The sequence below is a fragment of the Streptomyces sp. BYX5S genome, from assembly GCF_054724165.1.
Genome location: NZ_CM138829.1, coordinates 1,370,607 through 1,392,210 on the forward strand (window position 1 = coordinate 1,370,607; position 21,604 = coordinate 1,392,210).

At 72.0% G+C, this 21,604-nt stretch carries 17 protein-coding genes and 1 pseudogene; 10 read left to right on the top strand and 8 right to left on the bottom strand.

Annotation, left to right across the window (positions count from 1 at the left end; all coding sequences use genetic code 11):
• Positions 1-3 precede the first annotated feature (3 nt).
• The 6 genes from ACYBSK_RS06120 to ACYBSK_RS06145 all read right to left on the bottom strand — a co-directional run bounded on the left by ACYBSK_RS06120 (position 4) and on the right by ACYBSK_RS06145 (position 9,390).
• Positions 4-747 carry a class I SAM-dependent methyltransferase gene (locus ACYBSK_RS06120; RefSeq protein ID WP_457475830.1) on the bottom strand — a complete coding sequence of 248 codons (744 nt, stop codon included), beginning with the start codon at positions 745-747 and terminating at the stop codon, positions 4-6.
• Positions 744-2,039 carry a condensation protein gene (locus ACYBSK_RS06125; protein WP_460245414.1) on the bottom strand — a complete coding sequence of 432 codons (1,296 nt, stop codon included), beginning with the start codon at positions 2,037-2,039 and terminating at the stop codon, positions 744-746. The genes ACYBSK_RS06120 and ACYBSK_RS06125 overlap by 4 nt, the downstream gene beginning before the upstream one ends.
• Positions 2,036-6,286 carry an alpha-(1->3)-arabinofuranosyltransferase gene (locus tag ACYBSK_RS06130; RefSeq protein ID WP_460246967.1) on the bottom strand — a complete coding sequence of 1,417 codons (4,251 nt, stop codon included), beginning with the start codon at positions 6,284-6,286 and terminating at the stop codon, positions 2,036-2,038. Before ACYBSK_RS06130 ends, ACYBSK_RS06125 begins: the two co-directional genes overlap by 4 nt.
• A 5-nt stretch (positions 6,287-6,291) precedes the next feature.
• The gene (locus ACYBSK_RS06135) at positions 6,292-7,050 is read right to left on the bottom strand and encodes a class I SAM-dependent methyltransferase (RefSeq protein WP_460245415.1); all 759 of its coding nucleotides are present in this window, start codon (positions 7,048-7,050) and stop codon (positions 6,292-6,294) included.
• Positions 7,047-8,198, bottom strand: a complete 1,152-nt coding sequence (locus ACYBSK_RS06140) for a glycosyltransferase family 4 protein (RefSeq protein WP_460245416.1) — start codon at positions 8,196-8,198, stop codon at positions 7,047-7,049. Before ACYBSK_RS06140 ends, ACYBSK_RS06135 begins: the two co-directional genes overlap by 4 nt.
• A 181-nt stretch (positions 8,199-8,379) precedes the next feature.
• Complete coding sequence (locus ACYBSK_RS06145; RefSeq protein ID WP_460245417.1) at positions 8,380-9,390, bottom strand: PorA family protein; 1,011 nt, start codon at positions 9,388-9,390, stop codon at positions 8,380-8,382.
• A 207-nt stretch (positions 9,391-9,597) separates the two neighbouring features.
• Here ACYBSK_RS06145 and ACYBSK_RS06150 point away from each other — a divergent pair, with 207 nt between their 5' ends.
• The 9 genes from ACYBSK_RS06150 (at position 9,598) to arfA (ending at position 18,686) form a co-directional block, all read left to right on the top strand.
• Positions 9,598-9,750, top strand: coding sequence for a hypothetical protein (locus tag ACYBSK_RS06150; RefSeq protein WP_457475835.1), 153 nt, complete (start codon positions 9,598-9,600; stop codon positions 9,748-9,750).
• 3 nt (positions 9,751-9,753) lie between these two features.
• Positions 9,754-10,983, top strand: coding sequence for a helix-turn-helix domain-containing protein (locus tag ACYBSK_RS06155; RefSeq protein ID WP_460245418.1), 1,230 nt, complete (start codon positions 9,754-9,756; stop codon positions 10,981-10,983).
• Between the two features lie 110 nt (positions 10,984-11,093).
• On the top strand, positions 11,094-11,870 hold the full coding sequence (locus ACYBSK_RS06160) for an IclR family transcriptional regulator (RefSeq protein ID WP_457475837.1): 777 nt from the start codon (positions 11,094-11,096) through the stop codon (positions 11,868-11,870).
• Positions 11,867-12,727 carry an SMP-30/gluconolactonase/LRE family protein gene (locus tag ACYBSK_RS06165; RefSeq protein WP_460245419.1) on the top strand — a complete coding sequence of 287 codons (861 nt, stop codon included), beginning with the start codon at positions 11,867-11,869 and terminating at the stop codon, positions 12,725-12,727. Before ACYBSK_RS06160 ends, ACYBSK_RS06165 begins: the two co-directional genes overlap by 4 nt.
• A gap of 190 nt (positions 12,728-12,917) precedes the next feature.
• Positions 12,918-14,267 (top strand): extracellular solute-binding protein, encoded by a 1,350-nt coding sequence (locus ACYBSK_RS06170; RefSeq protein ID WP_460245420.1) that lies wholly within the window; start codon positions 12,918-12,920, stop codon positions 14,265-14,267.
• A complete protein-coding gene (locus ACYBSK_RS06175) occupies positions 14,264-15,205 on the top strand; it encodes a carbohydrate ABC transporter permease (protein ID WP_460245421.1) in 942 nt (313 codons plus the stop codon). Before ACYBSK_RS06170 ends, ACYBSK_RS06175 begins: the two co-directional genes overlap by 4 nt.
• Entirely contained in the window at positions 15,202-16,059 is an 858-nt protein-coding gene (locus ACYBSK_RS06180) for a carbohydrate ABC transporter permease (protein ID WP_457475841.1), read from the top strand. The genes ACYBSK_RS06175 and ACYBSK_RS06180 overlap by 4 nt, the downstream gene beginning before the upstream one ends.
• A 117-nt stretch (positions 16,060-16,176) precedes the next feature.
• Positions 16,177-17,142, top strand: coding sequence for an arabinan endo-1,5-alpha-L-arabinosidase (locus ACYBSK_RS06185; protein ID WP_460245422.1), 966 nt, complete (start codon positions 16,177-16,179; stop codon positions 17,140-17,142).
• A gap of 38 nt (positions 17,143-17,180) precedes the next feature.
• Positions 17,181-18,686, top strand: a complete 1,506-nt coding sequence (arfA, locus tag ACYBSK_RS06190; protein WP_460245423.1) for an arabinosylfuranosidase ArfA — start codon at positions 17,181-17,183, stop codon at positions 18,684-18,686.
• 91 nt (positions 18,687-18,777) lie between these two features.
• Here arfA and ACYBSK_RS06195 read toward each other — a convergent pair whose 3' ends face one another.
• Positions 18,778-19,725: a sulfite exporter TauE/SafE family protein gene (locus ACYBSK_RS06195; protein ID WP_460245424.1), complete on the bottom strand. Its 948-nt coding sequence runs from the start codon at positions 19,723-19,725 to the stop codon at positions 18,778-18,780.
• A 145-nt stretch (positions 19,726-19,870) separates the two neighbouring features.
• Here ACYBSK_RS06195 and ACYBSK_RS06200 point away from each other — a divergent pair, with 145 nt between their 5' ends.
• Positions 19,871-20,335 carry an RrF2 family transcriptional regulator gene (locus ACYBSK_RS06200; protein ID WP_457475845.1) on the top strand — a complete coding sequence of 155 codons (465 nt, stop codon included), beginning with the start codon at positions 19,871-19,873 and terminating at the stop codon, positions 20,333-20,335.
• Here the strand turns inward: ACYBSK_RS06200 and ACYBSK_RS06205 are convergent.
• Positions 20,277-21,571: pseudogene (locus tag ACYBSK_RS06205) on the bottom strand (pyridoxal phosphate-dependent aminotransferase); the annotation flags it as partial. The gene ACYBSK_RS06200 and the pseudogene ACYBSK_RS06205 sit on opposite strands and share 59 nt — an antisense overlap.
• Positions 21,572-21,604: the final 33 nt, after the last annotated feature.

Genomic DNA, 21,604 nt, shown 5'->3' on the forward strand with positions numbered 1-21,604 from the left:
CGGTCACGTCCTTCGCGCGTGCAGGAGAAGGATCGAGGAGAGCGAGGGTGCCGCGCAGGCCAGTCTGTCGACGGGGCGCAGCGGTCGGGGCACTCCGTGGAAGGGCGCGCCGGTGAGACCTACGACGCCGAAGCCGGAGGCGGTGACGAACTCCCGCAGGGCGCGCGGCGTGTAGAGCCGCAGATGGCCCACCACCTCCGTGCCCGGCCGGCCGTGGATGCCGCGCAGGCTCACCTCGGAGAACACGGGCTGCACGCCGGCCAGGAGCAGCGCCCGGTTGTACCAGGCGGCCAGGTTCGGGGTGGAGAGCATGAGGTGGCCGCCTGGGCGCAGGACGCGGCGGATCTCGTCGAGCGCCGCGTCGGGGTCGACGAGGTGCTCGATCACCTCGGAGAGGAGGACCGCGTCGGCGGAGCCGGACGCGAACGGCAGTCCGTGGCCGGTGAGTTCGCCGCGTACGACGTGGGGGAGGCGGCGGGCCGCGCGGTGCAGGGCGTCCTGGGACCAGTCGACGCCGACGAGGCGGTGCCGGTCCGGGAGGAGACGGGCGGTGGTGGCGGCCGCCGTGCCGTCGCCGCAGCCCACGTCCAGGACCGTGGCGTGCGGGGTGTGCGCCAGGGCGGCGGCGAGGACGCGGGCCTGGCGCAGGGTGCGGGGGGTGCCGGAGGCGACCGGCACTTCGGGGTTCTCGTAGAAGTCCCTCAAGTCCCGTGGCGCGCTGACGGTTTCCTCGGTGCGGGTGGTCATGGTGCCTCCTCCTGTGTCGCGTGGAGGTGCTGCTCGAACAGGTCGCGCAGCCGGGTCCCGTCGCCGGGGCCGAGGAGCGTGCGCGACCAGCGCAGGGCCAGGTGGAGCCGGCCCGCGGTGGACGCCGTCGTGAACGTGAGGCCGCGCGGCATGCGGGCCGGGGCCGAGAACCAGACGGCGTGGGCGCGGCCGCCGTCGCCGAAGTCCAGCGGGTACGGGATGCGGCCGATGTTGCTCAGCAGGGTGGTCGACGTCCACGGAGCAGCCGCCGAGCGCAGGGCGCGGGTGGCGGCAGCGCGCCAGGCCACGGGGGCGTACGGACTGGTCAACAGCGCTGCCCCGTGGCCGAGTTGCGGGCGGAGCTGGGACTTCAGTGCGGCGGTGCGGGTCGCCGTCAGGTGGAGGAGGTCCTGGGTGGGGAGGCGCAACTCCGCCGGTTCGTAGGCGAGTTCCACCAGGCGGGTGCCGTTGCCGATCGGCATCGTCGTGTCGCGCGGGCGGTCGTCCACCGGCATCGTGACGCGCAGCGGGCGGCGGGCGTGGTGGGTGCCGTGCTCCTCGTTCCAGTCGGCGATGGTGCGGGCCGTGGCCACCATCAGCTGGTCGTTCACCGTGTACGGGGCGCCCTTGGGTCGGCGGGGCACGGACAGCTCCGTGACCAGGAGGCCGTTGCCGGGGCGGGGGTCCGGGGTGCCGCTCGCCACGCGGGCGGGGCGGGTCCACGGGGAGGGCTGTTCCGGCGGGGGTGCGGCCGGGGGTGGCTGCGGTGCGGTGGGTGGCGGGGAGTTGTCGCGGCCTCCGTACAGTTCCGCCGCCGTGGCGAGCACGCGCAGGCAGGCGGGGCCGTCCAGGGCGGTGTGGTTGATGGTGAGGAAGAGGACGGTGGTGCGGGTTCCGGGGTCCTCGACGGCTTCGAGGCGGACGGGTGGGGAGACGGTGAGGGGTGGGGCCTCGGCCAGGGAGCGGGTGCGGGCGCGGTGCAGGGCGTCCGGGGTGGTGGCGGGGAAGGAGACGGGTGGGACGTCCGGGTCCTGGGTCAGCTCCCACTCGTAGCGGCTGCTGTACCAGTGGCGGGGGGCCTCGCGCATGAGGATGCGGGGGTGGTGGTGGAGGGCGTCGGTGAAGGCGGTGGTGAGGCGGGTGGGGTCGAGGGTGCCGGTGAGGTGGATTTCTATGTGGACGGTTTCCGGTTCCCGGTCCTGGAGGCAGTGGCGGGAGACTTCGTCGACCGTGGGGAAGGGGTGGCGGGGGCCGGTGGGGTGGGTTTGGTGGTCGTGGTCCAGGGTGGTCACGGGGTCCTCCCCGGGGGTGGGGGTTCGGTCGGCCGGGGTGACGTCGCGGGGCTCTGCCCCGGACCCCGCTCCTCAAACGCCGGAGGGGCTTGATGTGGGCTCCGCTCCTCAGGCGCCGGAAGGGGTGAAAGATCGGGGCGCTGCCCCGGACCCCGCTCCTCAAACGCCGGAGGGGCTTGGGTGGGGCCGGTGAAGGTGGTCAGGGCTGCGAAGAGGGCGATCAGGGACAGGAGTTGGGCTGCCGTGCTGTAGGGGCCCTGGCCTTCCCGGATGGGGGTTCCCGCGCCTGTGGCCGCTACGACTCCCGCCGCCGCCATCGTCAGGAACGCCAGCGGGACGAGGAGGGTGTGGCGTTTCCAGGACAGGAGGGCGAGGGCGGGGACCAGGGCGGCCCAGGGTCCCGCGATCACGATGCCGACGGCCGTCAGGACGGCGGTGCCCAGGATCCAGCCGGGGGCCGGGGGCGCGGCCGGGGGTTCCTGTTCCGGATCCTTGCGGCGCCACAGGCACAGCGCGCCCAGGACCAGGAGCGCCGCGCCGGAGGCGAAGAGGCCGGCTTCGTAGGCGCGGGCGGGGGTGTAGGAGAGCTTGACCGTGCCGCTGGCGCCGCCGGGGATCAGCCAGGCCTGCTGCCAGCCGTCCAGGCGCAGGGAGGTGAGCTTCTTGCCGTCGAGGGTGGCCTCCCAGCCGTCGTTGGCGTTCTCGTACATGGTCAGGTACGTCGCCTCGCCCGCGTCGACGCGCACCTCGCGGCGGTCGCCGAGCCAGTCGCGGACCGTGAGGCCGCGGGCCGTGGGCTCGGCCCCGGTCGTGGCCGCGGTGTCCGTGAGGGTGATGTCGGTGAGGGCGAGGGGGCCGTCCGGGGAGGTCGTGAGGGTGTGGTCGCCCGCCGGGAGGGCGAGGTCGGTGGTGTCGCCGCAGAGTTTCACCGTGATCGGGCGGCGTTCGGTGAGGGCGAGCAGGGTGCCGGACGCGGAGGTGCGGTAGCGGGTGCCGTCGACCGTGACGGTCGGGCCCTTTCCGCAGGGGAGGTCGAACTCGCGGTCCGGGGTGGGCTGCTCGACCCGGTACGCGTCGAGGGTCGGGATGTAGGCCTCGGTCAGGCCGAGGGGGAGTTGCAGGTCCTCGTCGGCGACCGGGTTGTGGACCTTCAGCGGGGCCGTCTTCGTGACGGTGATGTCGAGGCGGTCCGTGGTGATGGGTTCGAAGCGGGCGACCCCGTTCTCGTCGACCCCGGCCACCGCCGCCCCGTCGGGGCTGGAGATCTCGACCTTCTCGGGGCGGGTGGACAGGCCGCCGGCCGCCGCGAGCACCAGCGTGGAGACGGGCTGCTTGTCGGGCCAGCGCAGGTGGATGGTGGGGTCGTCGCCCGCGATCCACGCCGTCGTCAGATCGCCGTCCGTGAGGTTGCGGGGCGTGGTGTTGAGGCCGAGCGCCGCCGTGGAGTCCGCCGTCGCCGTGATCTTCCGGCGCTGGTCGGGGGCCACGTCGTAGAGGAGCTTGTCGAGGGCCGGTCCCGGGGCCGGGGCTGCCGTGGCCTGGAACTCGTAGGTTCCCTCGCCCGACGTGGTGAAGACGCGGTTCAGGCTCCGCTCCAGGTCCGTGACGGTCAGGCCGCCGTCGCTGGTGGCCCGGTGGAAGGAGAACTGCTCCGCCTCGTTCGCGTCGCCCGGCAGGCGCAGGGCGCGGGTGACCTCGACGCCCGGGATGTCGATGGACGAGAAGCCGGCGCCGGTCAGGCCGGGGCGGGCGCGCTGCGTGTCGAGGATCGTCACGCGCAGCCAACTCGCCTGCCCCGCGGGTGCCTTGACGCGCTGGGCGCGGTCCGTCGGCTGGATCGAGGACGTCGTCGAGCCCTTGTCCGTCTCCACCCGTACGCGGGTGGGGGCCGCTCGTACGTTGTCCTGGGGGAGCGGGGTCATACGGATCGTGGCGGGGATCCGGGTCGGGGCGGTGAAGTCGACGCGGACCCATTCGCCCTTGCCGGAGCCGGCCGTGCCCTCCGCCCACGCCGTGTCGGGGTCCTTGTCGAAGGCGTTCACCGGGTCGAACTGGGGCAGGTGCAGCAGCCAGTTGCCGCTGGAGGACGCCGAGACCGCGCGGGCGCCCCGGATGTCGGCCGTCGTCTGGTGGTCCGCGCCCTTCGACGGCAGGATCTGTTTCGGCTTCTCGCCCGGGTTCTCGGACGCGTTCGGGGCGTTGCGCTCCGTCGGCGTGTACGGGTACGAGGTGTTGGTGTTGACCAGCCCGAACCGGGTGTCCGCGCGGCGCAGGCCGTCGGCGGCGATCCGCAGGGCGGGGTTGCCGATGCCGGGGTGGTTGTCGCCGGTCAGGACGGCGGGGCGGTTCAGGAACGACGGGTCGGAGGAGAGCCGCAGCAGCGCCTCGGGGCCGCCGCTGACCTGCGCCGTGTCGGCCACCGGGAGCAGGCCCGCCTGGCCGGGCCGGGAGGCGTCGGCGCGCGGCGCGTAGATCTCGACGGATCGGCTGCGCGGGTACAGGCCCTCGATCTGCACCGGTGTCTTCTCGGCGATGCGGCCGCCCGTGACGGTGGGGCCGAAGCCGGTGACGCGGTGGAAGCCGGACTCCGTGAGGGTGCGCTTGACCGTGGCGGTGGGTACGTAGCCGAACTGGTCGGGGTCGAGGTCGTTGCGGACGACCACGTAGTACAGGCCCGCGCGGCTCAAGTAGTCCTGAAGGCCGAGCACTTGGGTGCCGCTCATCAGTGCCTGCTCCACGGCGTCCATGGCGCGCCGGTTGCCGGCCGTGCCGAAGGGCACGAAGTCGCGCTGCGCCCAGCGGGAGTCGGCGAGCACGTCGAGCGGCTGGTCGATGGGGGAGCCCCAGGTGTAGATGCCGTGGGCGGTCGCGGGCACGACGAGGGCACGGGAGTCCGGCGAGTACTTCTTCAGCCAGTCCGCCGTCGTCTGCCAGTACGTGGGGAGCTTCTGGAACGAACCCGATTGCAGGATCGAGCCGTTGAGGTACGGCCAGAGCAGCCCCGGCACGATCAGGATCGCCGCGATCAGCGTCACGTGACGGCGGGCGCGCACCGGCCGGGCGCCGCGCGGGTCGGCGGCGACGCCCACGAGGTGGGCGATGCCGAGTACGAGGGCGAGCGCGAGGCCCGTCTGGAACTTGTAGATGTTGCGGAACGGCGCGAGGCCCCCGTCCAGCCACGAGCGCACCGTCTCGTGGAAGGGCGCGCCGAGCGAACCGCCGTACCCGGCAAGGGTGATGAGGGCCGCCGCCATCACGGTCAGCAGCAGCCAGCGGCGCTCGGGGAGGTCGCGGCGCGCCAGGCCCGCGAGGCCGAGCGCGGCGGCGAGCGCCGAGCAGACGATGACGACCACCGACGTCGCCACCGACCAGCCCGCGGGCAGCCAGGCGTCACCCAGGTGCAGATACGCCACCCAGTTGCCCGCGCCGCGCAGCGCCTCCGTCGCCGACATCGCCTCCGTCGTGGTCCGGGCACTCTCCACGTACGGCAGGAAGTTCTCGCCGTGCAGGCCGAGCAGGACCAGCGGGATCGTCCACCACGCCGTCGCCAGCACCACCGAGGGGAACCACCAGGCGATCTGCCGGCGCTTGCGGGCGGACGGCGGCCGGGACAGCAGGTACAGGCCCACCGGGAGCAGCGAGGCCAGCGTCGACGACGCGTTCACGCCGCCCATGAACGCGACGAGGAGCGCCGAGCGGACCGCCGAAGTGCGGGCGTTCGTACGGGGGTTGGTGAGCGGCAGCAGCACCCACGGCAGGAACGCGCCGGGCAGCGCCGCCGCCGACGTCGAGCCGACGACGATCGTGAACGTCGGCCACAGCGCGTACGCCACCGCGCCGAGCAGCCGGCTGCCCGGGGTGCCGACGCCGAGCCGCTCGGCCAGCCGCAGCGCACCCCAGAAGGCGACCGTCACGACGATCGACATCCACAGCCGCTCCGCCAGCCACACCGGGACCTGGAGCAGGTCGGTCAGCCCGTAGTACGGCAGCATCGGGAACGCGTAGCCGATGTACTGGTCGGCGAGTCCGCCGAAGCCGGCTCTGTCGTGCCACAGCTCCCCGAGGTCGGCGACGAACTTCCAGGGGTCCTGCGAGACGCCCAGCTTCGTCTCGAACGTCGCGCGGCCCGGATGCACCGCGCAGAACGCGACGAACAGCACGGCCCAGAACGCGAACAGCCAGCGGCGCGAACGCGGGCCCGGCTCGGGATCCGGGTGCGTCGCCGCGGCGGGTGGGGCCTGGACCATGGTCGTCACGGGGGACACCGCCTGAGGATGAGGAGGAGGTTCCAGGTGGCGAACTCGCGCACGCCGGGGACCCGCGTGACCGCCTCCGCGAGGAACGGCCAGTAGCGGGAGCGCGCCGCGACGACGCGCACGTCGTCGCGGGCGCGCACATGACGCAGAGTGGGGCCGATGTGGTGGGCGAAGAGGTTCTCGCCGAGGGTGTGCTTGGGCGCCCGGCCGGTACGCCGCAGATAGTGGGCCCGCGCGCGGTCGGCGCCCAGATAGTGCCAGGGCGCCCACTCGTGACCGCCCCACGGGGACAGCCAGTTCGTGAACGCCACGTAGATGAGGCCGTCGGGACGGGTGACCCGGACCAGCTCGCTCAGGAACGTGTCACGGTCCGCGACGTGCTCCAGGACGTTCGAGGAGAACGTGACGTCCGCCGACGCGTCGGGCAGCGGCAGCAGATAGCCGTCCGCGACCACCGCGCTCGGCGGCGGGTCCGCGCCCAGCTCCCGGGTGTCCGGCTCGAAGAGCAGGGCCTGCGCGCCGCGCGCCCGGAACTCGCGGGTGAAGTGCCCGCTGCCGCCGCCCACGTCCACGACGACCTTCCCGGCCACCTTCCCGTACGCCTCCACCTGGTCGGCGGCGTCCCGGGCGAGCAGCGCGTAGCACGTCTCCGGGTCGCGCTGCTCGCGCAGGAACGCCCGGAACAGCGCGAGCGAGCGGGCCGGTGAAGGGTCCCGGAAACGGCCCGGCCCGCTGACCCCCGTGGTGGCCGTCATGGCTCCCTGCCCCGCACCGCCTCCGCCGCCACCGCGGAGAACTGCCGCACGGTGTGCGCCCACCGGTAGGCCGCGGCGCGTTCCCGGGCCGCCTTGCCCATCAGCTCGCGGCGGTGCCCCGACAGGGCGAGGGTGCACCAGGCCGCCGCGAACGCCGACTCGCCGGACGCGAGCAGGCCCGTGGCGCCGTCCTCGATGGAGTCGCGCACGCCCGGCACGTCGAAGCCGACCGCGGGGGTGCCGCGCGCCGCCGCCTCGGTGATGACCAGGCCCCAGCCCTCGACGGCCGAGGGGTGCAGCAGCAGCCAGGCCTCGCAGAGCAGGCGGTGCTTCTCGGCCTCGGTGACATGGCCGGTGAACTCGACGCCGTCGCCCGCCAGTCGGCGCAGACGCGGCGCCTCGGGGCCGTCGCCGACGATCACCAGGCGGCCGCCCGTCACCGGACGCACCCGTTCCCACAGGCGAAGGAGCAGGTCGATCCGCTTGTACTCGACGAGCCGGCCCATCGCCAGGAACAGCGGGTCGGGGGAGCGGTCCGCGCACGGTCCCGGCTCCTCGACCCCGTTCGGGACGAGACGGATGCGGTCGGGGTCCACGCCGATGTCGTGCAGCGCGTGTGCCGTCGACGGCGAGACGGCCACGAGCAGATTGCGGCGCTGCGCCCCGGAGAGGGCCCAGTGTTCGAGTCTTCGGCCGAGGTGGGCCGCGGGCGACAGCGGGCCGCGCAGCCGCATCCGCCACAGCTCGGTGTGGACGTGGTTGACCAGGCAGAGGGTGGGGCCGCGGTGCCACAGCGGGGCCAGGTACGGCATCCCGTTGCAGACCTCGACCAGCAGGTCGCAGTCGCCGACCTGGCGGGCGAAGGCCGAGCGGGCCCGCAGGTAGTGGGCGCGCTCACCGCCCGCCGAGACGACGCGGTAGTCGCGGTGGGCCGCGGGGCCGCCGCACAGCAGCGTCACCTGGTGGCCCCGGCCGGTCAGGCCTTCGGCGAGCCGGTCGACCAGGAGCTCGGAGCCGCCGGCCGCCGGGTTGCCGAGGTCGCGGTGGGCGAGGAAGACGATGCGGCGCGGGTGTGGGGGGTCGGCCTGCGGATGCCGCGCGCCGGGTACGGGCGTGGCGCGCAGCGACAGGGGCACGTGCTGGGGCATCGGTGCTCCAACTCGTCGGGCGTACGCGGGTGTTCGGGCGTACTGGGGCGTACTGGGAGGTACGGTGCCAAGGCTGTGCGGAGCCTGTGCACGGGGTGGGGAGGGACAGTTTTCGCCCCGCTGTTCGATGCGGCTACTCACCCGCGTGACAAGTTTGCGCCCGAATTCGGCTGACGTTCCGTCACATCGTGGACCTTTCCAGGGTCGTCGGGGACGTATCGGGATCCGGACGCTCCGCCCCTTCCGGCTCCGGCCTGCCGCCCCTGCCCCGGACGACGAACACCAGCCCGGTCACCAAGAGCAGCACCCCGAGCCCGCCCGTCACCAGCGGCAACGTCGTGCCGACCAGGGTGAGCCGGGCGTTGTCGTCCTTCGCGAGCTGCACCTGGTCGCGGGTGGTGGCCTCGGTGAACGCGACCCTCCGGCTGTCCAGGAGCACCGCCGCGTCCTTGTCCGAACCGGGCGCGCGCAGGGTCTTGCGGGGGCCGAGCGCCGCGCGCAGGACGCGGCCGGTGCGCTGGTCGACGATGAGCTCGATGCCGTGGTTGGCGTACCACTCCTCGGCGAGCACCTGGCTCTTCTTCGGCTGGTCCACGAGCCGGCCCGGCACCAGCCGGGAGCCGGTCCTGGCGGGGGCGACGGTGCCGGTGAACCGGTAGCCCTCGTACCCCTGGACCTTGGTCTCGCCGCTGAAGCGGAGCGGGACCGTCGCGCCCAGTGTGTTGTCCCACCAGGTGTACGTGCGCTTCTGTACGTGGAAGGGGAACTTCAGGTAGGCCTCGCCGCTGAACGTCGGCTGCTCGCCGCAGCAGTGCACCGGATCGTTCGTGGCGCGGTCGACCACCCAGCGCTCCAGTGTCCATTGCAGCGCGTCGTGCGGGTCGCTCGCGGGCAGCGACTTCGCGGTGTCGACGGACGTCGCCACGTCCCACACCGCGTTCCCGCTGCGCTCGCTCGCGGCCACGTCGCCGCGGGCCTGACGGGTGATGGTGATCTTGCGGTCGCGCACGGTCTCGATCTTGTCGGTGTCGAAGTAGCTGCCCGTTCCGGTGAACACGGTCGTCACGTCGACGTCGATGCTGGTCCGCTCGGCGCGCGGCGTCACGTACCAGGCGAGGAGCCCCGCCAGGACGAGCAGGAACGTGCCGAGACCCGCGGCTACCAGGGAGAGAGGTGAGGCTGTACGGCGCATCCGGCGCTCCTGGGAAGAAGGGCATCCGCGGGTGGGCCGCGGCTGGCTGGACGGTCGGCCGGTTATGGGCCGGGAACCGTAGACGGACCCTTGACGAGGTGTCAATGTGCTGCGGAGACTGTCCACTTGGGACGCGCGGCTTGCGGCGCGTCGCATCGCACGGGTGGGGAACGACCTCGCGAACACCGACGAGAGGCTGGCCCTGCGATGAACCGACTGCTCGCCGCCGCACTGTCCGCGGCCACGGGAGCCGCGCTCGCCCTCGCGGCCGCCTTCGGCGTGCTCGCCCTGCTCAACGCGACCCCTGACCAGCCCAACACACCACTGGTGACCTACGAGACCCCCGGGCAAGGGAACTGAGCCGTGCCGGCCACCGCCCGCTCCGCGTGGTGCGACGTGCCACGCCTCCAGGTCAAGCAGTTCGTGGCGCTCGCCGTCGACGAGGCGCCCCGGCTCGCCCGGGACATCCTCGACGAGATCGAGCGCGAGTTCCCCCAACTGCCCGTCCTGCTGGACGAGTCGGGGGAGTCCGTGGCACTCGGCGGCATCCGGCGCGCCGTCGAGGGCTTCGTGCGCGGCCTCGCCGACGGCTCCGCCGACCGCGTGCCGGAAGGCCAGGCGCCGTCCGTCTTCCAGGAGTTCGGGCGCGGCCAGTCCCTGCACGGCCGCACCCTCGACTCGCTCCAGGCGATGTACCGGCTCGGCGTGAAGATGGCCTGGCGCCGCCTCGCCGACATCGGCGAACGCCTGCGCATCCCGCCCCCGGCGATGTACGAACTCGCGGAGGCCGGCTACGAGTACCTCGACGGCCTCGTCGACCAGTCGGTGCGCGGCTACGCGGAGGCCGCCGCCCGGCAGGCCGGTGAACGGCTGCGTCAGCAGCGCAAGTTGATGGACCTGCTTCTCGAAGGCCGGCCCGCCGCGCCCCGGGACCCCGTGCAGGCGCTCACCGAACGCGCGGCGCGCATCGGCTGGCCGGTGCCCGAGCGCGTCTCCGTCGGCGTGCTGCTGCGGCCGGCCCGCGACGCCGTCGCCCCCGCCGTCGGCCCCGACGTCCTGCTCGACATGGAGCCCGAACGCCCCCGCCTCGTCGTGCCCGAGCCGGACGCCGCGGGCCGCGCCGACCTGCTGCGCCGCGCCCTGTCCGGCTGGACCGGGGCGATCGGCCCGCCCGTCGCTCCCTCCGCCGCGGCGAAGTCGCTGCGCTGGGCGGAGGCCGCGGTGACGCTGATGGAGCGCGGGCTGCTCCCCGACGCCGAGGTGGTGCACTGCACCCAGCACACCCAGGCGCTCGTCCTGCTCCAGCCCGAGGAACTCGTCGACGACCTCGCGCGGCGCGCCCTCGAACCCCTCACCCACTGCGGGCCCACCCACGCCCGCCGCCTCGCCGAGACCCTTCTCGCCTGGCTGGAGACCCGCGGCGGCGCCCCCGAGGTCGCGGCCCGGCTCGGCGTCCACCCGCAGACCGTGCGCTACCGGCTCCGCCAGATCCGTGAGCTGTGGGGCGACGAGGTCGACGACCCGGACCGCCGCTTCGAACTGGAACTGGTGCTGCGGGCCCGGCGTCTTCGGGGGGAACTCGGTCCTGTGTGAACGCTGTGGCAACCCACGGCGAACCATTGCCCGGTCCGTGCCCGCACGCATAGCCTATGTTCGCTATACCGACCGTCTGTTGAAATATCGAACATAGGGAGGGGTCGGTTGTGGGACGCCTCGTACCAGCCGTGACCCGGGCTCTGGACATATTGGAGCTGTTCCTGGACGGGGACGGCACGCTGTCCGCGCCCGACATCGTCCGCAAGCTACAGCTTCCGCGGACCACGGTCCACGAACTGGTCACCACGCTCGCGGCCCGCCAGTACATCGTGCAGGTCCCCGGGCAGCCCGGCCGCTACCGCCTCGGCGTGCGCCCCTACCAGCTCGGCAGCCGGTACGCGGAGCAGCTCGACCTCGCCGCCGAGGGACAGCACGTGGCCCGGGACGTCGCGGAGACCTGCGACGAGACCGTCCACGTGGCCATCCTGGAGGGCGCCGACGTCATCTACATCGCGAAGGTCGACTCCACGCACGCCGTGCGCATGGTCTCCGCCGCGGGCCGCCGACTGCCCGCGCACTGCACGTCGGTCGGCAAGATGCTGCTCGCCTCGCTGCCGGCGGCCGAGCTGAACGCGCGGATCCCGGACGACGCGGACCTCGTCGCGATGACCGAGAACTCGATCACCGACCCGGCGGCGCTCCGTGCCCACCTCGACGGGGTGCGCGAGCGCGGCATCGCCGTGGAGAGCCGCGAGTCCAACCCGGACGTGTCGTGCGTCGCCGCGCCCGTGCGCGACCGCACCAACCGGGTCGTCGCCGCGCTGTCCATCTCCGTACCGATGATCCGGTGGAGCGACGCGCGCGAGGAGGAGCTGGCGGGGCTCGCCGCGAAGGGAGCCGCGGACCTCTCAGAGCGCCTCGGCCACCGGGGGGTGGCGCGATGACCTCCCGGGCGACGCTCCGCGTCGAGGAGGCCGTACGGGCCGCCGCGGAACTGGGCGAGGGCCCGACCTGGGACCCGGCCACCGGCCGCGTGCTCTGGGTGGACATCCTCGGCTCCCGCGTGCACACCTACGAGCCGGGCAGCGGCCGCCGCACCGTCCTCGCCACCGAGCAGCACGTGGGCGCCGCCAAGCCGCGCGCGGGCGGCGGCATCGTCGTCAACCTCCGTGACGGCGTGGGGAGTTACGGGACGGACGGCTCCTTCGCGTGGCTGCACCGCGAGCCCGTCCCCGGCCGCCGCGGCAACGACGCCGCGGTCGCCCCCGACGGCGCGCTCTGGGCGGGCTCCATGGCGTACGACGAGACGCCCGGCGGCGGCAACCTGATCCGGGTCGCGCCCGACGGCGCCGTGACCGAGGTCCTCGGCGACGTCACGATCTCCAACGGCACCGGATGGAGCCCCGACGGCTCCCTCATGTACTACGTCGACACTCCCACGGGCCGGATCGACGTGTTCGACGTGGACGGTGAACGGATCGGCGGGCGGCGGGAGTTGGTGACGATCGAGGACGGCGCGGGCTTCCCGGACGGCCTCACCGTCGACGCGGACGGCTGCGTGTGGGTGGCGCTGTGGGAGGGCGGGGCGGTCCGCCGCTACACCCCCGAGGGTGCGCTCGACCGCGTGGTCGAACTCCCGGTGGGGCGCCCCACGGCCTGCGCCTTCGGCGGGGCGGATCTGCGCGACCTGTACGTCTCGACGGCCCGCGTGGGGCTCGCCCACCCACGCCCTCTGGAGGGGTCCCTCCTGGTCCTGCCGAACGCGGGCGCGGGCGTGGCCCAACCGGCCTTCGCCGGTTAGGAGTCGACGCCTTTCCACGCCGCCGGGTGCGCCGCACCCGGCGGCGTTTCGTTGCCGGTGCTGAAGAAGTGAAAGTTTTCGGCGCGCGAACCATTGACCTCGAAGCGCTTCGAACTTACGGTCCCGTTCGAAGTTACGAGCAGTAGCCGAAATCTCGAACAACTCACCCTCGAAACAGTAAGGGCAGGGCATGGGACGACCTGGCCTGAACCGCAGGCAACTCCTGGCCGGAATCGGCGGGTTGACGGTGGCGGGCAGCTTGGGATTCGCCGCCGTGGGCACGGGCGCCGACGCGCTCGCCTCCGGCGCGGACACCCGCGTGCGCTACTGGAACCTGTTCAGCGGCGGCGACGGGTACAACATGATCGCGATGCTGGACTCCTTCCGTCAGGAGCATCCGGAGATCGACGTGAAGGACTCCACGCTCCAGTGGGGCAATCCGTACTACACCAAGCTCGCGATGGCAGCCTCCGGCAACCGGGCCCCGGACCTCGCCGTGATGCACCTCGGCCGCGTCACCGGCTTCTCGCCCGGCCGCCTCCTGGACCCGTGGGACGTCGGCCTGCTCGCCAAGTACGGCGTGAAGGAAGCCGACTTCAACCCCGACCTGTGGAAGCGCGCGGTGATCGACGGCAAGCTCTACGCCCTGCCGCTCGACATCCACGTACAGCTCTGCTTCTACCGGCACGACGTGCTGAAGAAGGCGGACCTGCTCGACGCCGAAGGCCGGATGCTCCCGGTGACGTCGACCGACGAGTGGTTCGACATGCTGAAGACGGCCAAGAAGGCGCAGAAGAAGGGCCTCCAGACCCTCGGCCTGCACGTCAACGACCTCAACGTCCAGTGGTGGATGTTCGTCGCCTTCTACACCCAGCTCGGCGGCACCTGGTTCAACGGCGCCAACACCGAGGTCACCTTCGACACCGACAAGGCCACCCAGGTCCTGGAGTTCCTGCGCAAGCACGTCACCGACGGCTACTCCATCTCCGGTGCCGCCGACGCCGAACAGTTCGTCAACGGCGCCCCGTTCACCTGGGAGGGCAACTGGTCGGTGCCCGTCTTCGACGGCGCCAAGATCAAGTACGGGGCGACCCCGCTGCCGCCCGTCTTCGGCAAGCAGGCCACCCACGCCGAGTCGCACTCCTTCGTCCTGCCGCACCAGGCCGAGCGCACCGGCGCCGCCAACGAGGCCGCCCACCAGCTCGCCGCGTACGTCGTCCAGCACGCCCAGAAGTGGGCGCTCGGCGGCCACATCCCCGCGTACACGCCGACCCTGTCCTCGGCCGCGTACAAGAAAATGACCCCGCAGAACGAGTACGTGTCCGCGATGAACCACCAGGCCGCCGAGCCGAAGGCCTGGTTCGCGGGCTCCACCGGGCTGCTCGCCCAGCGCACCGGCCCGATCGTCATGTCCTCGACGGCGGGCTCCAGCAGACCGGACGCCGCCGCCCGCCGCATCAAGGGCGCCCTCGCCACGCTGCTCGCAGCCAAGAATCCGATGGACGGCAAGACCGCCGCGCAAGGGGGTGCGGTCGCATGACGACGACCAGTGCCGAGACCGTCGTCGCACCGGCACCCGTACGGGTCGCCACCGGCAGCGCCACGGTCCGCCGCAAGCAGGGCTTCCAGCACGGGGGCTGGTTCGTCGCCCCCTTCCTGGCCATCTTCGCCCTCTTCGTGATCTGGCCGCTGATCCGCGGCCTGTACCTCTCCTTCACCGACGCCAACATCTCCGGTGAGGGCGCGAGCTTCATCGGCCTCGACAACTACCGCGAGGCCCTCCAGGACTCGATGATGTGGGACTCGCTCGGCCACAGCGCGTACTTCACGCTGCTGGTCGTGCCCTGCATCACCGTCCTCGCCTTCCTCCTCGCGATGCTGGCCCACCACATCGAGCGCGGAAAGTGGCTGTGGCGGCTCTGCTTCTTCCTGCCGTTCCTGCTGCCGTCGACGGTCGCGGGCAACCTGTGGCAGTGGCTGTTCAACCCCGGTACGGGCATGATCAATCACGTCTTCGGCCTCGACACGCCCTGGCTGTCGGACAAGGCGTACGCGATGCTCGCCGTCGTCATCTGCACCGTGTGGTGGACGGCCGGCTTCAGCTTCCTGCTGTACCTGGCGGCCCTCCAGGGCATCCCTGCGCACCTGTACGAGGCCGCGAAGCTGGACGGCGCGAACGCCTGGCACCGGATGGTCCACATCACGCTGCCGATGCTCCGCAACATCACGGGCCTCGTCGTCGCGCTCCAGATCCTCGCCTCGCTCCAGGTCTTCGACCAGGCGGTCGTGATGATGGACTTCGGGCCCGGCCCCGAGGACAGCACCCGCACGTTCGTCCAGTTCACCCTCGAAGAGGGCTTCACCGCCTACCGCGTGGGCTACGCCTCCGCGATCTCCATCATCTTCTTCGTGATCATCGCGGCCGTCGCCCTCGCGCGGATGTGGCTGCTGCGCAACCGTGAGGAGGGCGCGCGATGAGCGGCGCTGTCGTTGGGATACGTCGCCGTCGGCCGTGGACGGCGAGCCAGATCGTGCTCACGCTCCTCGGCGTGGCGGTGTCCGCGGTCTTCCTCGCGCCCCTGGTCTGGGCGCTGTTCACCTCCCTGAAGTCCGAGACCGAGGCGGTCGCGGTGCCGCCGCACTGGCTGCCGCAGGAGTGGACGGGGCAGGCGTGGTCGGCGCTGTGGGAGACCGGGAACATCACGAACTGGTTCGTGAACTCGGTGGTGGTGTCGGTGTGCGTGACCGCCGTCGTGCTGTTCGTCGCGGCGCTCGCCGGATACGGGTTCGCGCGCACGGAGTTCCGCGGCAAGGCCGTCCTCATGGGCGTGGTCATGGCGGGCCTGATGATCTCCCCGGCCGTCCTCGGTGTCCCCCTGTTCACCACGGTCCAGCAGATGGGGATGGTCGACACCTACTGGGGCATGATCCTGCCGCAGTGCGCGCCCGCCGCGATGGTCTACATCCTCTACAAGTTCTTCCAGGGGATTCCGCGGGAGTTGGAGGAGGCGGCGTTCATCGACGGGGCGGGGCGGTGGCGGGTCTTCTTCACGATCGTGCTGCCGCTGTCGAGGCCGTCGCTGGCGGCGGTCGGCATCTTCACGTTCATCAGCTCGTGGAACAACTTCCTGTGGCCGTACATGGTCACGAACAACCCGGACCTGATGACGATGCCGAACGGGATCGCGACGGTCATGAACTCCTACGGGATCCAGTGGGCGCAGCTGATGGCCGGGGGCCTGATGGCGGGGCTTCCGCTGATCATCGTGTTCGTGTTCTTCCAGCGGCAGATCGTGGCGGGCGTCGCCCACACGGGCCTGGCCGGCCAGTAGCGCCACATGTCCCGGGGAGCCGCTTCCCCACGCCCCCGGGGCTCCGCCCCGGACCCCGCTGCTCAATCGCCGCAGGGGCTTGATCGGGTCACCCCGACATCATCCAGGAGGGCACACGTGAAGGTCAGAACCGTCGCCGCGGGAATCGCCGCCGCCCTGCTCGTCGCGCTGCCCAGCGCGGCGCAGGCCGCCGAGTCCTACCCCGACCCCCAACCCATTACCGGCCAGCAGATCATCCACGACCCCACCGTCATCAGGCTCAAGGACGGCCGCTACGCCGCCTACTCCACGGGCGGCGTGATCGGCGCGCGGCTGTCGTCGAACCGCGTCGACTGGACCGACGAGGGCAACGCCTTCGCCGAACCGCCCGCCTGGTGGTACGAGTACAACGACACGGGCGACCCGTGGGCCCCGGACATCTCCTACCGCGACGGCCGCTACTGGCTGTACTACGCCGTGTCCTCCTGGGGCACCAACCACTCGGCGATCGGCGTCGCGACGTCGGCGTCCGGCCTCCCCGGCACCTGGACCGACCACGGCAAGGCGTTCACGTCCGAGACCACCGACACCTGGAACGCCATCGACCCCGCGGTGATCCGCGCCGACGGCAAGCTCTGGATGAGCTTCGGCTCGTACTGGACCGGCATCCGGATGGTCGAGCTGAACCCGCGAACGGGCAAGGCCGTCCCCGGCGCCACCGTCCACCACCTGGCCACCCGCCCCGACGCCCCGTACGCCGTCGAGGGCCCCGCCGTCGTCAAGCACGGCCGCCACTACTACCTCTTCGCCTCCTACGACGCCTGCTGCTCCGGCGTGAACTCGACGTACAAGATCCGCGTCGGCCGCTCGACCTCGGTCACCGGACCGTACGTGGACAAGGCCGGCAAGCCGCTCCTGGAGGGCGGCGGCACCCTGCTCCTCGCCGGCCACGGCCGGTTCGTCGGGACGGGAGGCGAGTCCGTCTTCCGCGACAGGGGCAAGGACGTACTCGCGTACCACTACTACGACGCCGAGGACAACGGCACCCCCAAGCTCGGCCTCAACGAGCTGAGTTGGGGCAAGGACGGCTGGCCCGGACTCTGACCCACGAGAGCCCGGCGACCCCCATCGAAAGGAACACCTTGCGCACCGCACGCTTCACCCTCGACCCCGCCTTCACCGTCGGCACCGTCAACCCCCGGCTCTTCGGTTCGTTCGTGGAACACCTGGGCCGCTGCGTCTACACCGGCATCTTCGAGCCGGGCCACGAGAGCGCGGACGAGCAGGGTCTGCGCACCGATGTCCTGGACCTCGTACGGGAGTTGGGCGTGACGGCCATCCGTTACCCCGGCGGCAACTTCGTCTCCGGCTACAAGTGGGAGGACTCCGTCGGCCCCGTCGAGGACCGCCCGGCCCGCCTCGACCTGGCCTGGCGCACCACGGAGTCGAACCGCTTCGGCCTGTCCGAGTACATCGACTTCCTGCGCAAGGTCGGCCCGCAGGCCGAGCCGATGATGGCCGTGAACCTCGGCACGCGCGGCGTGGCGGAGGCGATAGAACTCCAGGAGTACGCCAACCACCCCAAGGGCACCGCCCTTTCGGACCTGCGGATCGAGCACGGCGACAAGGACCCCTTCGGCATCCGCCTGTGGTGCCTCGGCAACGAGATGGACGGGCCGTGGCAGACCGGCCACAAGACGGCGGAGGAGTACGGACGGGTGGCCGCGGAGACGGCGCGCGCCATGCGCCAGATCGACCCGGACGTGGAACTGGTCGCCTGCGGCAGCTCCGGCCAGTCCATGCCGACGTTCGCCGAGTGGGAGGCGAAGGTCCTCGCCGAGACCTACGACCTGGTCGACCACATCTCCCTGCACGCCTACTACGAGGAGCACGACGGCGACCGGGACTCCTTCCTCGCCTCGGCGGTCGACATGGAGTCGTTCATCGACAACGTCGTCGCGACCTGCGACCACGTGGGCGCGCGCCTGAAGTCGTCGAAGAAGATCAACCTCTCGTTCGACGAGTGGAACGTCTGGTACATGTCCCGCTCGCAGTCCGAGGTCGCGGCCCTGGACTGGCCGGAGGCCCCGCGCCTGCTTGAGGACGTCTACTCGGTCACGGACGCGGTCGTCTTCGGCTCGCTCCTGATCGCCCTGCTCCGCCACGCGGACCGCGTGACGGTGGCCTGCCTCGCCCAGCTGGTCAACGTCATCGCCCCGATCATGACCGAACCGGGCGGCCCGGCCTGGCGGCAGACGACGTTCTACCCGTTCGCGGCGGCGTCCAAGTACGGCCGCGGCGAGGTCCTCGACGTCCGCGTCTGCGGCCCCACGTACGACACGAAGCGCCACGGCACGGCCGACCTGCTGCACGCCACGGCGGTCCGCGCCGAGGACGGCACGGTCACCGTCTTCGCCGTCAACCGCAGCCAGACGGAGGCGCTTCCCCTGGAGGTCGCCCTGACCGGCCTCGACCTCACGCGCGTGGTCGAGCACAGCGTCCTCTCCGACCCGGACCCGGACGCCCGCAACACCCTCACCAACCAGAACCGGGTCGTCCCGCACACAAGCAAGGGCACCGCACTGGAGACCGGCACCCTCAAGACGGACCTCGCCCCCCTGTCATGGAACGTGATCCGCCTGGCCTGACCGGCACTGTCGGCACTTGTCGGCACTGTGACGCGGAACCACGAACTCTCCGTGGTTCCGCGTCACAGTCTCCGCTCGCCGGCTGCGCGAGCTACACCCTGGTGCCCGCCTCCGGCACGGTCTGCTCCGTGTCGGGGGAGGGAGCGGGGGCCGGGGAGCCCGTCACCACCAGCGAGCGGCCCCGCCGCCCCCTCAGCGTCACCACGACACCCGCCGCCGCGAACACCGCGCAGACCAGTACCAGCGGCGTACCGGAGACGCCCCACATCGCCAGGCCCGAGCCCGCGAGGAGGGTGACCAGGGCCCAGCGCAGGGCCGGGCCGGAGATGCGGGTGGACAGGAGGGCGCCGGCCACCACGCCGGGGATCGCGCCGATCAGCAGCGCGCCCGCCATGCCGAAGGCGACGTCGCCGAAGACCACGTGGCCGAGGGCCGCCGCCCCGACGACCGGGATGGCCTGCACGAGGTCGGTGCCGACCAGGTGGTTCGCCTTCAGGCGCGGGTGCGCCAGCATCAGCATCACGATGATCAGCGAGCCCGAGCCGACGGACGTCATGCCGACGATGAAGCCGCCGATCAGGCCGATCGTCAACGTGGCCAGGGGGCGGACCGCCACGTGCGCGTCCTCCGCCTCCTCCGCGCCCGTGCCCCGCCGCGCGTCCAGCCACATACGGGCGAGCATCCCCACGACCGCGAGGACGAGCGCGCCCCCGATGACGTACTTCACCCGCTCCTGGAGCTGCTCCCCGTCACCGAGCAGTTGCAGCGCGAGCGCGCCCAGCACCGCCGCGGGCATCGCCGTGGGCAGCAGCCAGCGCACGATGTCCCAGCGCACGGTGCCCGCCCGTTGGTGCACCGCCGCGCCGAACGGCTTCATGAACACCGAGGTCGCCAGGTCGCTGCCGATCGCCGCCGTCGGATTGACGCCGAACAGCATCACCATGATCGGCGTCATCAGCGCGCCGCCGCCCATGCCGGTGAGGCCCACGGCCACACCGACGAACGCGCCCGCGACGACTATCGCCCATGAGAAGTCCATGACCGCGACTGTACGCACCATCCCTATGGGAAAGGTAGGGAAGGCGTGTGGATCCCAGATGCTGGAAAGGTGCGGGGTGATCCCCGGATGATCGCCGGGTGATCCACCGCACTCCGGGGCGCGAACGTCCACCACAATGGACCGCATGAGGATCTCCGCCCGCGCCGACTACGCCGTACGCGCCTGCCTGGAACTAGCCGCCCACGCGGAAGGGGACGGTGCGCCGATCAAGGCCGAGGCCGTCGCCGCCGCTCAGGACATCCCGCACAAGTTCCTGGAGGGCATCCTCAGCGACCTGCGCCGCGGCTGCATCGTCGTGAGCAAGCGGGGCGGCAACGGCGGCTACCTGCTGGCCCGGCCCGCCGACGAGATCACCGTCGCCGACGTCGTGCGAGCGGTCGAGGGACCCATCGTCTCCGTGCGCGGTGAGCGGCCGAACGCGCTCAGCTACACGGGGCCCGCCGAACCGCTGCTCCCGCTCTGGGTGGCGCTGCGGGCCAACGTGCGCAAGATCCTGGAGGGCGTCACCCTCGCCGACCTGGCCCACGACCGGCTGCCGGAACCGGTGCGGGAGCTGGCCGAGGACCCGGCGGCCTGGCGCAACCCGTAACCCCCAACCCCTGTCCCTTCAGGAACCCACCGACGTGATCAGGCGGTCCACCGCCGCCGTGCCCGAGCTGTAGGTGGTCCCTCCGTCCAGCTCGGACACGGCGACTCCCTTCCCGCTCCCCATGAGCGACTCCAGGCCGGCCACCAGGCGCAGGACGTCCGGTCCGGGCCGCACCACGAGGCGCAGGAAACTGCTGGATGAACCGATCTTGTTGCCGCACTCGCGGACCAGGACGCCGTGCTCGGCGAGCAGCCGGTCGCGCAGCTCCACCCCGTCGACCCCGGCGGGCAGCCGCACGTACAGGAAGTTGCCCTGCGAGGGGTAGACGGTGAGCGGGCGCAGCCGGGACAGGTGCCAGCGCATCTCCTGGCGGTCGCGGCAGACCTGGCGGATGCTGTCGGCGTACTCCTGGCGGTGGTCGCGCAGCATGAAGACGACCGTCTCCGCGAAGGAGTTGAGGTTCCACTTCGGGAGGGCCGCGCGGACCCGGCCCGCCAGGCCCGGGTTCGCGACCAGATAGCCGAAGCGGACCCCGTGCAGGCCGAAGTTCTTGCCTAGGCTGCGCAGCACGATCACGTTCGGGCGGAGGATCGCCTCCCGCACGAGGCTGGGGTCCTGGCCGCCCTCGGCGTCGGCGAAGTCGAGGAACGACTCGTCGATCACGACCAGATCGAGGTGCCGCAATTCGTCGACGAGGGCGAGCAGGGCCCGGCGGGGGAGGAGACCGCCGTCGGGGTTGTTCGGATTGCAGACGACGGCGACCCGCGAGCCGCGCGCGTGGATGAACTCCGCGTACGCGGCCGGGTCGAGCGCGAACCCGTCGCGCTCCGGCAGCGGGAACATGTCGACCCGCTTGCCCGTCTCCATCGGCTGGTCCGTCCACCGCCCGAACGTCGGCACGGGTACGGCGAGGGACTCGCGGACCAGCAGGTGGTCGATCCAGGTGATGAGCTCGGTGGAGCCGTTGCCCATGGCCACGGTTCCCGGGTTGAGGCCGAGGACCTGGCACAGCTCGGCGGTGATGTGCTCGGCGCTGCTCGGGTAGTACGTCAGGATCTCGTGCAGCCGCGCGCGGAGCGCCTCCAGCATCCCCGGTGTGGGGAAGTACGGGTTGCAGGGGATGCAGAAGTCGACGACCCCGCCGCTGTCGCCGCCCGCCCCGGCCCGCGTCAGCTGGCCGTAGGAGGGGGAGTGGGCCGTCGCGCCCTGGAACAGCGATACCACGCTCGCGCTCATCAACTGCCTCCGCCCGTATCCGTGTTGGGCATG